13 protein-coding genes and 1 pseudogene are annotated in these 11,598 nt (G+C 41.5%); 7 read left to right on the forward strand and 7 right to left on the reverse strand.

The window, feature by feature from the left end; all coding sequences use genetic code 11:
- Positions 1-186: 186 nt before the first annotated feature.
- The 4 genes from EWV66_RS08815 (at position 187) to ccmS (ending at position 3,252) form a co-directional block, all read left to right on the forward strand.
- A complete protein-coding gene (locus EWV66_RS08815; RefSeq protein ID WP_002740951.1) occupies positions 187-747 on the forward strand; it encodes a 5-formyltetrahydrofolate cyclo-ligase in 561 nt (186 codons plus the stop codon).
- A gap of 244 nt (positions 748-991) precedes the next feature.
- Positions 992-1,309: a slr1957 family protein gene (locus EWV66_RS08820; protein WP_002733676.1), complete on the forward strand. Its 318-nt coding sequence runs from the start codon at positions 992-994 to the stop codon at positions 1,307-1,309.
- A 251-nt stretch (positions 1,310-1,560) separates the two neighbouring features.
- Positions 1,561-2,574: an aldo/keto reductase gene (locus tag EWV66_RS08825; protein ID WP_185236891.1), complete on the forward strand. Its 1,014-nt coding sequence runs from the start codon at positions 1,561-1,563 to the stop codon at positions 2,572-2,574.
- Between the two features lie 237 nt (positions 2,575-2,811).
- Positions 2,812-3,252 (forward strand): beta-carboxysome assembly chaperone CcmS, encoded by a 441-nt coding sequence (ccmS, locus tag EWV66_RS08830; protein ID WP_287108796.1) that lies wholly within the window; start codon positions 2,812-2,814, stop codon positions 3,250-3,252.
- Here the strand turns inward: ccmS and nagA are convergent.
- Positions 3,208-4,359, reverse strand: coding sequence for an N-acetylglucosamine-6-phosphate deacetylase (gene nagA, locus EWV66_RS08835; RefSeq protein ID WP_072924701.1), 1,152 nt, complete (start codon positions 4,357-4,359; stop codon positions 3,208-3,210). The two genes, ccmS and nagA, sit on opposite strands and share 45 nt — an antisense overlap.
- A 493-nt stretch (positions 4,360-4,852) precedes the next feature.
- Here nagA and EWV66_RS08840 point away from each other — a divergent pair, with 493 nt between their 5' ends.
- The 3 genes from EWV66_RS08840 (at position 4,853) to EWV66_RS08850 (ending at position 7,170) form a co-directional block, all read left to right on the forward strand.
- Positions 4,853-5,647, forward strand: a complete 795-nt coding sequence (locus EWV66_RS08840) for a metallophosphoesterase family protein (protein ID WP_052275894.1) — start codon at positions 4,853-4,855, stop codon at positions 5,645-5,647.
- A 78-nt stretch (positions 5,648-5,725) separates the two neighbouring features.
- Entirely contained in the window at positions 5,726-6,544 is an 819-nt protein-coding gene (locus tag EWV66_RS08845; RefSeq protein ID WP_002765776.1) for a SirB1 family protein, read from the forward strand.
- 161 nt (positions 6,545-6,705) lie between these two features.
- Positions 6,706-7,170 (forward strand): VOC family protein, encoded by a 465-nt coding sequence (locus tag EWV66_RS08850; RefSeq protein WP_052275895.1) that lies wholly within the window; start codon positions 6,706-6,708, stop codon positions 7,168-7,170.
- Here the strand turns inward: EWV66_RS08850 and EWV66_RS08855 are convergent.
- The 6 genes and pseudogenes from EWV66_RS08855 to EWV66_RS08880 form a co-directional block, all read right to left on the reverse strand.
- Entirely contained in the window at positions 7,167-7,934 is a 768-nt protein-coding gene (locus EWV66_RS08855) for a TspO-related membrane protein (RefSeq protein WP_052275896.1), read from the reverse strand. The genes EWV66_RS08850 and EWV66_RS08855 overlap by 4 nt on opposite strands.
- Positions 7,935-7,937: 3 nt before the next feature.
- The gene (gene fabZ, locus EWV66_RS08860) at positions 7,938-8,417 is read right to left on the reverse strand and encodes a 3-hydroxyacyl-ACP dehydratase FabZ (RefSeq protein ID WP_002734156.1); all 480 of its coding nucleotides are present in this window, start codon (positions 8,415-8,417) and stop codon (positions 7,938-7,940) included.
- Positions 8,418-8,672: 255 nt separating this feature from the next.
- Entirely contained in the window at positions 8,673-9,812 is a 1,140-nt protein-coding gene (locus EWV66_RS08865; protein ID WP_002762368.1) for a SpoIID/LytB domain-containing protein, read from the reverse strand.
- Between the two features lie 408 nt (positions 9,813-10,220).
- Complete coding sequence (locus EWV66_RS08870; protein ID WP_128575146.1) at positions 10,221-10,613, reverse strand: Coq4 family protein; 393 nt, start codon at positions 10,611-10,613, stop codon at positions 10,221-10,223.
- Between the two features lie 259 nt (positions 10,614-10,872).
- Positions 10,873-11,340, reverse strand: a pseudogene (locus EWV66_RS08875) (type II toxin-antitoxin system PemK/MazF family toxin).
- A 2-nt stretch (positions 11,341-11,342) separates the two neighbouring features.
- Entirely contained in the window at positions 11,343-11,474 is a 132-nt protein-coding gene (locus tag EWV66_RS08880; protein ID WP_287108794.1) for a hypothetical protein, read from the reverse strand.
- Positions 11,475-11,598: the final 124 nt, after the last annotated feature.

The following is an 11,598-nucleotide window of genomic DNA, read 5'->3' on the forward strand; positions in this document are numbered from 1 at the left end:
ATTAAATATTAGTTATTGTGACTAACTCTTTTGGTTAGAGAAAGATAAAATTGAGAATCTTCAGTCAAATTTATTGACTCAAAATTAGCTATACTTAATTTAAATGAATCAACCCTAGGATTAAGGGGGGATCCATCTTCAATTTAATTATAACCAGCTACTTACTCTCCTATTTATCTTTATTTTATGAATTCTGCTACCAAAAAAGCCCAATTACGCAAACAACTAATTGCCCAAAGACGATCGCTTACTAAGCATATTTGGCAAGAAAATAGTCAGCAACTTTGCAAAAATTTACAATCTTTACCCCTCTTTCAACACGCTAAAACCATTCTCGCTTACTTCAGTTATCGTCAAGAGCCGGATTTAAGTTCCTTATTTTGTCAACACCATCGCTGGGGTTTTCCCCGTTGTGACGGAGATAGCCTGACTTGGCACTGTTGGACTGCCGACGATCCCCTAGAATTAAATCGTTATGGCATCTATGAACCAACAGCGATCGCTCCTCTCATTTTACCTGCCGAAGTGGACTTACTGTTAATTCCCGCCGTCGCTTGCGATCGCCAAGGTTATCGCTTAGGTTACGGGGGAGGTTATTTTGATCGTCTCCTACATTCCCCCGAATGGCAAGCTATCCCCTCGATCGGGATTGTCTTTGACTTTGCCTATCTCGATACCCTTCCCCTCGATACTTGGGACCAAAAATTACAGGCAATCTGTACCGAATCAAGAACCGAAATTTTTTAACAATTATTTCCTTTTGTGTGATCGGTTTAACTTATATAGGAGCGATCGATCTTTGTGTCCTTTGTGTCTTTGTGGTTCGTTCTGGTCGTTCGCTGGCACTGTATCTTAGAATACATTTTACCCACCGACTACTCATATATTAAGTTTTATTGAATCCGATCGACCCTTAAGATAGCTTTGCTAGGATGAAGTTCGCATCAAGAGATGTTTAAAGTAATCACCAGAAAAAGTCAACAGGGAAGCAATGAAACACTTTCACGAACCATGGATTCAAGAATGGTGTCAAGAAAACGGCTGGACAGAGCTATTTCTCGAACGCTACAGTAATTATTGGGCATTCCCTCCCAATGCCGTCATGCCAGAACCAATTCCCACCAAAGTGTTACAAAATATTAAGCGTCAAAAAGGTCTATCCCCTGCCGAAAAACTTTGGTTAGGAATGGCGATTGGATTGACTGTGACAGCTTTAATTCTCTGTGTCATCCTCGCTTGTCCTATGCCTATAGTTCTCGCTTTCGCTTTTGATGCTGTCACCGCAGCGCGATTGGAAGTGGAATATTAACCGGGCAAAAATTGAGCAGCAAAAACCTAAACAGGGGGAGATTTTTCCGAAAGTCTTCCCCTTGACTGCGTTTTTCCAGACAGGGACGATCGATCTGTCTTGAATCAGTAATCGGTGATTAGTGGTCAGTAGGAGAATAGAATATTAAGTGAGCAGTATTCAATGGCAGTTTTCTGCTGTCTTTTCACTGATTACTGTTTACTGTTTACTGGACGGCTACGCCGTGCCTTTGGCAACACTGAAAAGTCCCCATGTCCGAATCTCGTCGCTTACAGTTTACCCCCGATCTGGAAATTTGCCGTATTTTGAACGGAATGTGGCAGGTTTCAGGCGCCCATGGTTCGATCGCACCCCAAAAAGCGATCCCTAGTATGTTCTCCTATCTAGATGCCGGTTTCACCACTTGGGATCTGGCCGATCATTACGGTCCAGCCGAAGATTTTATCGGTGAATTTCGTCGTCAATTAGTCGCCCAAAGGGGCATTGATGCTTTAAATAATCTGCAAGCTTTCACTAAATGGGTTCCCCGTCCGGGTAAAATGACTAAGGAAATAGTCGCAAAAAATATCGCTATTTCCCTACGTCGCATGGATGTGGATAGTCTCGATTTATTGCAGTTTCACTGGTGGGATTATCGCGATAACAATTATCTAGATGCCTTATATTTTTTAGGAGAATTACAACAGGAAGGCAAAATTAAACACCTAGCCTTGACTAATTTCGACACGGAACATTTAAAAATTATTCTCAGCACCGGGATTAAAATAGTCTCCAATCAAGTCCAGTTTTCCCTAATTGATCGCCGTCCCCTCGTCAAAATGGCACAATTTTGCCAAGAACATAACATCTATCTACTGGCCTATGGTACTCTAGCAGGAGGCTTATTAGGGGCAAAATATCTCGGTCATCCTGAACCCAATCCCATGAGTCTCAATACCGCTAGTTTACGGAAATATAAAAACATGATCGATGCTTGGGGAAACTGGCAATTATTCCAAGAATTATTAACTGTTCTTAAAGCGATCGCTGATTCCTATCACGTCACCATTCCTAATGTGGCAGTGCGTTACGTTCTCGAACAAAAAGCCGTAGCTGGAGCAATTATCGGGGTGCGTTTGGGAGTTGCTGAACATATCCAGGAAAATGCCCGTATTTTCGATTTTCAATTATCTCCCCAAGACTATCAAAAAATTGATCATGTCTTGCAAAAATCCCGGGATTTATTGCAGTTAATCGGTGATTGCGGTGATGAGTACCGTCGATAAGTAGGTAGGTGTTAAAAATTGTCAGATTCCCCCCTTATCAAGGGGGATCCCCCCGCCTATCGGCACCCCCCTTATCAAGGGGGGCAGGGGGGATCGGCACCCTCCTTGTTAAGGACTGATAACGGATAACGGATAACGGATAACGGATAACTGATGACTGATCACTGATCACTGATGACTGATCACTGACAACTGATAACTGATAACTGATAACTGATAACTGAAAAGAGGCTAATGATGAGATTTGAACAAGCAATACCCGATGATCCCGCTAATCAATGGCGCTATCAATTAGATCAATTCGTGCAAGAAAATCAACAGGAATTAGCCGGTTTAATGTGGGGTTTACTCTCGGAATGGGGAGAAGATGCTCAAGAAACCCTGGGCATTGATCTTAAACCTCAGCCTCATTTTGTCTGTTGTTCTAGGGAGTCCCTAGAGAAATTAAATCGCCAGGTTAATTGTAAAATTCAAGAGATGCTTGGGATTATTTATCGCTATAATCCCAGGGAAGAAGTGGCTATAGTCGCTATCGGTGATGGTCAGGTAAAATTGATTTATTTTCAACCCGATCTTTCCCCTCCTGAATGTTTTGATCGCCTCGAAGTGGATCTTGATACCCTCATTCAACAGTTAGAGTCCAAAATGCTGACGGAAATCCAATCTTTCCCAATTTGATGCCGATTGCCAGCGCAAAAAGTTGGCAGGTTGTCCCACTGATAAACCCGCTAATCCGATCGCTTTTCTGGGGGATTCTGTGCCTAGAATAATCGCCGTTTCTAAATCACATATTCCCCAGTTAACTAAATTGGCTACTCCTTGTAATAAGGGTAAGGTTGTTCCCGCTAAAGTACCGTCAAAAAGTCTTGCTGTTCCCTGTTTAACTTCAATTTCTCTCTCGTCCCAAGGATAGACACCATCCCCCAAACCAATCGGCGCTAAAGCATCACTAACTAAGAAAATTCCTCGATGATAATTACTGGCTTTTAGTAATAATTCTATCATGGTTGGATGGATGTGTTGACCATCGGCAATTAACCCACAATAGACATCGCAATTGATAATTGCTTCCCCTAATAACCCCGGTTGACGATGGTGTAAAGGAGGCATGGCATTGAAGGCATGAGTAACCATTTTTGCCCCCTGTAAAAAGGCTTTTTTGGCTATTTCTTGACTCGCTTGCGAATGTCCTAAACTGACGGTAATCCCTCGATCGCTTAGGTATTTAATTACAGTACCGCTACTATCTAATTCGGGGGCTAAGGTGATAATTTTTACGATCAATAAGTAGTCCCCAAAGATTTTATCTACTGTTTCTATACTTGGGTTTAAAAGATATTGTCCCGGATGCGCCCCCCTTTTTTCATAGTTTAAAAATGGTCCCTCTAAATGTACTCCTAAAACCTGCGCGCTCGCTCGATTTTCCTGTTTCTGTTTCTCGATATATTTGGCAATTACTGAGAGGGATTTTTGAAATTTCTCCACGGACGTGGTGACTAGGGTGGGAAGATAACCATCAATTCCTTGATTCCCCAGATAATCGCTAATCTTATCTAATTTTTCTAGATCTGTTATTTCTAAGTCGGGAAATGCTAATCCTAATCCTCCGTTGATCTGTAAATCTACTCCTCCTAACGATAGCCAATCCCCTTCCATATCGATAATCTTTTCCCCTTTTTTCCTTCCCCCCATCTCCGTGATTCTCTCGATCTTTCCCGCAGCATTTATCTCTATTTGTTGTCGATCCTGATAGGCGGGAATTCTAGCGTTAATTAGGGTTATCATAGCAGCAGAAAACTAATTTTTTTTTTATTATAATCTCAAAAAAAACTTTTTTTTTGATCATGCTTGACAAGGGAGCATTTTTGTGAGATACTTTTTTATATAATGGTAATCTGTGCGTTAGTTCATAGTTGCTGACATCCAATTATATAAAAACTGATCATAAAAAAATAATACCATAACCTGTCCGCTCCCTGCCCAGAGATTGCAAAAATACTTTACAAAACAATTAAGTAGGGAGGCACAATTATTTGTAGGATGGGTTAGCGGTAGCGTAACCCATGCGGTAGTTGGGTTTCATGCTTCAACCCAACCTAAGTTCATCTTATATTTAATTCCACCCACCTACTTACAGCCTTTCTCCCGCAGTTCCGGCGTTCCCCAAAACCAGTGACTGTCAGAGGGAAAGCTTTGTCCTATAATAAAATTAAGACCTTATAAAAACTGCTTTTTTAGCGATAAAAGAGTAGCAATCTCAGCAATTAGAGAGGGGTGTGTGTTTTTTAAAAAAATAGAGAAACAGACTCAAGAACCGCGTCGTATTATTATCGGAGATGTGCATGGCAGTTTTCAGACACTTTTGCGACTATTAAACCGAGTTGCTCCCGATAGTGAGGATGAGGTTTATTTTCTGGGAGATTTAATCGATCGAGGACAGCAGAGCTTGGAAGTGGTGGATTTTGTCATCAAAAATAACTACCAATGTCTCCTAGGAAATCATGAATATATGCTCTTAAAAGCTCTGACGGGAAAAGAAGTTTCTGAAAAATGGTTCAACGGCTGGATTGAGAGTGGCGGGGCGGCGACACTACTAAGTTATAATAACAATATACCCGCCGAACATATCAATTGGTTCCAATCCCTACCCGCTTATTTAGACCTAGGAGATATTTGGTTAGTTCACGCAGGAGTACACCCAGAATATCCCCTTGAACAGCAAACAAACGAGCAGTTTTGTTGGATTAGAAATGAATTTCATACCATGACCCAACCCTATTTCAAGGATAAACTAATTATCACAGGTCATACTTTAACCTTTACCTTTCCCGATGTCAAACCGGGGCAACTAGCTCGCGGCAGCGGTTGGCTAGACATTGAAACTGGGGTTTATCATCCTCAAAGTGGTTGGTTAACTGCTTTAGATTGGACAAATCAATTAGTTTATCAAGTGCAGGCTCAAAATAAAAATTGTCGCACGATCCCTTTAGAAAAAGCGGTGGTTAATCTAGATATTGACCAGATTTCTCGTTACTCCTCCAGGGAAAGCTCGTCTAAACCGATGAATCTTTAATGGTGATCAGAAAAGAGAGGCCATAAAACCGGAAGGATCGGTTAAAATAGTTGATAATCTGATTAATACCCTTTTCTAATGACCCTTGAACTCTTATACCAAGCTTTCATCGAAACAATTCAACATCCTGACCCTGAGATAAATCTAGCTCGGGCAGCCCTACAAATAGCCAATTTTGAATATCCCCGTCTCAAAATTGATCACTATTTAAATAGAATAAATTTAATGGCTGACGAGGTAAAAAAACGCCTACCCGATAGATTATATCCTTTAAAAATAGTCAAGGTTATCAATCAATATTTGTTTGAAGATTTACAATTTACTGGTAATAACCAAGAATACTATGACCCCCGCAATAGCTACTTAAATGACGTAATTGATCGCCGCACGGGTATCCCACTCACTCTCTCGATTATCTATTTAGAGATTGCCAAACAGATCGATTTTCCCATGGTAGGAATTGGTATGCCCGGCCATTTTATTATCCGTCCCGATTTCGAGGAAGTGGAAATTTTTGTCGATCCCTTTCACGGTGGTGAAATCCTATTTAAACAGGACTGTCAAGAAAGATTAAGTCAAGTTTATCAACAGCCAGTTAAATTAGAAGAACATTTTCTCAATATTGCTACCAATCAGCAAATTTTATTACGTTTGTTGACTAATTTAAAATATATTTACCTGAATCGTCAACAATGGTCTCAGACAATTCGGACAATAGATCTACTACTTTTGCTCATTCCTAATCATCCCCTAGAGCTGCGCGATCGAGGTTTAGTTTACTATCAAATTGGACAACTCAGCCAAGCGCAACAGGATTTAGGCTTCTATCTTGCCCTCCTACCCAACGCTCAAGATGCAGAATCCATTCGACAATTATTGCAAAAAATTAACTCTTAAGTCGCCAGCCTGATCAGTTATCAGTTATCAGTTATCAGTTATCAGTTAGCGGTATTAAATGAGGAGTATTAAATGACATTAATAGTGCTGTCTTTTCACTGATTACTGATTACTGTTCACTGAAAAATCCCCCAATCCTTTACTGATAAATGATAACTAAAATGACTATTAGCCCTTCCGTAACCACGAAAAAACTCAAAATCGGTCAACTGCGAAAAGTCCATCATATCGCTTTCAACGTCAAAGATATGGAGGCTTCTCGTCATTTTTATGGGGAAATATTAGGATTAGAGGAATTAGTGGGCGAAAAAATTCCCAGTACCTTAAAAGAATTAGTTGCCCAAGGAAAAGTGGCCAATTTTATCACCCCCGATGGTAAAGTAATTGACCTATTTTGGGAACCAGATTTAAACCCTCCCGACGACAATCCCGAAATCGCTTTTACCCGTGCCAATCATTTAGCCTTCGATATTGCCCCGGAATGCTTCGATTTTGCCCTAGAAGTGCTACAAAGTCAGGGAATTACTATTGCTAGTGGACCCGTGACCCGGCCGACTGGGAGAGGGGTTTACTTCTACGATCCCGATGGCTTTATCGTCGAAATTCGCTGTGATCCCGCATCTTAACGACTCAGAGGACGAAAATTGCCACGAAAAACTAGAAAAGTTAGGGTAATCGCTAATATAATCGCTGTTATCGCAATTAGAGGCAGAGAAATCTGTTTAACAGCGATCGCCAAAAAAGCCCAGATAAACACCCCGATAAAAGCCCGATCTTTTCTTTTTAAACCGACTAAAATCGCGATTATCGCCCCGATAACTAGGATTATTACCGTCCAGATTTGGTCAGTTAGACCCCATCGCTGCCAGTCGATCCAATCTAGCACCGAAGCGACGTTGACAATTGTGGCTACGCTAATCCAAGCGAAATAAATACTAATAGGAGCATTAACTAATAAACCCTGTTTACGATTGACAATCAAGCGATTAATTTCTAAGCGAAGATAAAGCTGGATGAGAGAAAATAAAATGCCTAGCATTGCCAGTAAAGACAGGGTAAAAAAACGCAATTGAAAGAAAATTACCCAGAGAATCTGACAAGCACTAGCGATGGCTAATTCGTAGCCTAACCGACGCAAACGCGGTTCAGTTTTATTAAAAGCCAAAGCTTGGTAAATTCCCAGACTAATTAAACCCAGATAAATTAATCCCCAGATCGCAAAAGCATAATTAGCGGGAATAATTAAGACATCTTGAAAAACTGTATTCGAGATAGCCCCGATATTTTCGCCCTTAAGAGGGAAAATATTAGCGAAAATATTGGTGATAAAAGCCCCTAGAATAGCAAATAAATTTAGTTCTTGTCGGAGACGATCTCGATCAAAATTCATAGGTCAATCAAAGACGGAAAACATCATTTCGCCCTGGGCGGCCAATTGCCCATCGACTCTTGCTTCCCCTTGCATTTTAGCAATTTTATTCATCTTGAAGGATAATAATTCCACCGTCATGATTAATTGATCCCCCGGCACCACAGGACGACGAAAACGGGTTTTATCAATGCCAGCGAAGGCAAAAAATTTCCCTTTCATCCCGGGTAATTGGGTCAAAATCACCCCCCCCACTTGGGCCATAGATTCAACAATTAACACCCCCGGCATCAAGGGACGACTGGGAATATGACCGGGAAAAAAAGGCTCGTTGATCGTGACATTTTTTAGGCCAACGGCTTTTTTACCTGGTACATAGTCAATAATCCGATCAACTAGGGCAAAGGGATAACGATGGGGCAGTAGTTGGCGAATTTCCTCGACGGTAAAGGTAGTTTTTATGACTGGTTCCAACTCGGTTAAGGCTTCGGTAACGATGGTCATGCAAGTCAAAAATTACAAGTGAGATCAGACATTATCTCATAATCAGTTATCAGTGATCAGTGATCAGTGATTAGATGAACGTAGGTTGGGTTGAAGCATGAAACCCAACGCCCGCTCATGTTACGCTACCGCTAACCCATCCCACAAATAATTGTGCCTCCCTACTTAGCCTAACCAATTAGGTTTTAGATTCAATCCTTGTTATCAGTTCACTCTTTACTGTTCACTGTTCACTGGAAATGGCTGACAGCCTTTTTAATTGGGCATTTCAGTTAAACGAGCATTTTGATAATAATGGCTGAGAATGCGATCATAAGTCACCCCTTGGTCAGCGAGGGAAAAAGCACCCCATTGACTTAAACCGATCCCATGACCGAAACCGCGACCATTGATGGCAAAAGTACCGTTATTAGCTGAAATCGTGAATAGGGTACTACGCAGCTCGAGTATTCGCCGTAATTGGGTATCAGAGATTAATTTAGAGCCTTGATCGCCCACTATACGCATTCTAATCACCCGTCCGTGGGGAGTGATCCTTTCGGGAGATAGCGATCGCACGCGACCGACACCACCGATTAAACGGCCTAATTCCCTGGCACTAAAGTTTTTTGACCATTGAAATACCGGGGCGACTTGATCGTAATCGACGACACCGCGCAGGTAGGGTAAGGGGGAATTCCAAACATCTTCGACATTTTCCGTATGACCCCCGGAGGAGGAGTGAAACACCGCTAGAATCGGTTTGCCGTTGAAACTCATAATTTGTCCGGCGGTGGCATTAACTGCCTCATGGGTGCTAGTAAACTCGCTTTCTAGACCCTTATAAACTTGGGTGCGGGTGGTAGTATCGAGATCGTAGATGCGATTACCAGAAGTATTCATTTGGTAGAGAGCATAGGTGCGCGCCGCCACAGATTGGGCTTTTAAGGCCTCTTGCGGCCAGGAGGGAATCGCCTCCGCACCGACTACACTATAGAGATATTCCTCTAAATCGACTAAATTTAGGGCTGTCACCCCAGAACCCTGCCGAATGATCCTTGTTCGTCCTCGATACCAGCGATCATTAATCCAGACGTAACCATCATTCTCCGGTTCGATGATCAATTGACTGGCCTGCCAATCGGCCAAACCCACCGCTTTTCCTCTGGGATTAGCATTGAGGGCATTCATGGCGGTCAATTCTCCTAGGACTCTGCCAGCCCCATCTTTCACCACAGCATCGGTGGAACTGCCCACGGAGACGGCGCTAACACCTTTACTGATAGCAATGCGTAACTCGACAGCAGCTTGGACTGGAGCAATAATCAAAGCCCAAAAAACTAGGACGAGCCAACTATGGGCAGGCAGGCGCTGCAGGTAACTGCCCAGCAGTCTTGCTGTGTGTTTATTGGTCATGGGGATCGGACTCCTCACACAATCGATCGATAATCAATTTTACCCGGACTGGGATTTTTTTGCTACTCCTGTTCGGAAAAATTTTTCCTCCGTCACTTTTTCCCGATTGTCTGACAATTTTTCTGTCCTCTGGCCCCTGAATCGGCAAATTGCCTTATTTTGTCCGATTAATCGGGATTTATTCGGGTTAGTCGATTATTTTAAGTAGGTAGGCGTTAAAAATTATCAGATTTCCCCCCTTAATCGTAGGGTTGATTCATGAATCAACCCTACTATGAATCAACCCTAGGATTAAGGGGGGATCCCCCCGCCTATCGGCACCCCCCTTATTAAGGGGGGCAGGGGGGATCAAAGACAAAATCTATCTTCAACTTAATTATAACCACTTACTTAAGTAGTCCAGCAAAATTAATTTTCTAGGTTCGAGTGGACAATCGCCAATTCTTGCCGCCAAACTAGCAAGGATTTCTCCCAAGCTAGTTCCCATTTTTGCGCTAAAAAAGGTCGAGTATTTTTGCCCAAATTATAGGCGATGACAATCTCTTCCCAGAGAGAGCCTAAGGAAAGTGGGGAAGAAAATAAAGCTCCGAATAATCCCCCTAAAAGTAGGACAATAGCTAGAGGGCGACGACTTTGACTTAATTCAAAAGCTTTCAGTTGCAATTCTCCCATAACATCAACACCAAAACCCGTTACTATATGCCAGATATCGTGAGTTTGCCGTAGGCGAAGCAGCAGATAATCTGTATCGGAATTGACTTGAATAGACCGATAAAAATTAGGATCAAAATTGAGACTAATTAGGTGAGTAGCATAATGATAACCGGCTCTTCTGGTTTCTGTGTGGAAACGAGGTCTATACCGATAGTTTCTTCCGCAAAATAGTCCTAAAAGTTTTGCCCAATAAGCACTTCAGGGTTCCATAAGCAAAAATTATCACACAATTCTGGAAGTTTTAGCAAGGTTTCTAAACAGGGACTAGCGGCTAGATATCTTTGGGCAATTATTTGAGCGGTAGCTTGATCGCTTTTTTTATAATTTTATATTTTATAACACCCTATTATTCGAGTTCTTGAGGTTCAATAACCAACTTAATTCCCTGAATAATTAATTTGATTTTTTCCCGAGAAAGTCTTCCGATAGACTCCGTTAAAAGACGCTTATCAACCGTGAAAACCTGTGAAACATTAACAACACTGGATTCAGGTAAATTCCCTTCACCCTCATTCAATAAAACATTCCCAATAAATAGGGCTCTTCTGGTTTCTGTGTGGAAACGAGGTCTATACTGATAGTTTATTCCGCCAAATAGCACTAAAAGTCTTGCCTGATAAGCATTTCACGATTCCATAAGCAAAAATTATCACACTCTCAAATTAGTTGTTAATGGACACACAATAACCGTACCAATTTGTGACTGATTCAGAGCATCATTTGGCACCACAACACAAGGACGAAGATAAGCAGGTTCAGAACCTTGTGGTTCTCCTAAATCAATCCAATAAATCTCTCCTTGAAAAATCGTCATATTTACTCAGATAATTGGCGTTGATGATGCCGTATTCCCTCTAACATTAAAGTTTCTGATTCGTCCAATCCATCACTATAAGCTTCATTCCAACTATCTATTAATCGTTGTTTAGTTGTTTGTTGATTATTCAATCCTAATTAGACCTCTTGCATAATTTTTTTATGGTATAATATAAGGTTTTGCTTTTTTCTCAATTCTTAGATTGAAGTGGAAAAAAGAATAAAATGTGATCTTAGGTGAGGAAATCATCTATAA

This window comes from Microcystis sp. M_OC_Ca_00000000_C217Col (assembly GCF_007095585.1).
Classification (GTDB): Bacteria; Cyanobacteriota; Cyanobacteriia; order Cyanobacteriales; family Microcystaceae; genus Microcystis; species Microcystis panniformis.

Coding starts and splice junctions, on each gene's coding strand:
- EWV66_RS08815 (WP_002740951.1), top strand. CDS start 187: ATGAATTCTGCTACCAAAAAAGCCCAATTACGCAAACAACTAATTGCC.
- EWV66_RS08820 (WP_002733676.1), top strand. CDS start 992: ATGAAACACTTTCACGAACCATGGATTCAAGAATGGTGTCAAGAAAAC.
- EWV66_RS08825 (WP_185236891.1), top strand. CDS start 1,561: ATGTCCGAATCTCGTCGCTTACAGTTTACCCCCGATCTGGAAATTTGC.
- ccmS (WP_287108796.1), top strand. CDS start 2,812: ATGAGATTTGAACAAGCAATACCCGATGATCCCGCTAATCAATGGCGC.
- nagA (WP_072924701.1), bottom strand. CDS start 4,359: ATGATAACCCTAATTAACGCTAGAATTCCCGCCTATCAGGATCGACAA.
- EWV66_RS08845 (WP_002765776.1), top strand. CDS start 5,726: ATGACCCTTGAACTCTTATACCAAGCTTTCATCGAAACAATTCAACAT.
- EWV66_RS08850 (WP_052275895.1), top strand. CDS start 6,706: ATGACTATTAGCCCTTCCGTAACCACGAAAAAACTCAAAATCGGTCAA.
- EWV66_RS08855 (WP_052275896.1), bottom strand. CDS start 7,934: ATGAATTTTGATCGAGATCGTCTCCGACAAGAACTAAATTTATTTGCT.
- fabZ (WP_002734156.1), bottom strand. CDS start 8,417: ATGACCATCGTTACCGAAGCCTTAACCGAGTTGGAACCAGTCATAAAA.
- EWV66_RS08865 (WP_002762368.1), bottom strand. CDS start 9,812: ATGACCAATAAACACACAGCAAGACTGCTGGGCAGTTACCTGCAGCGC.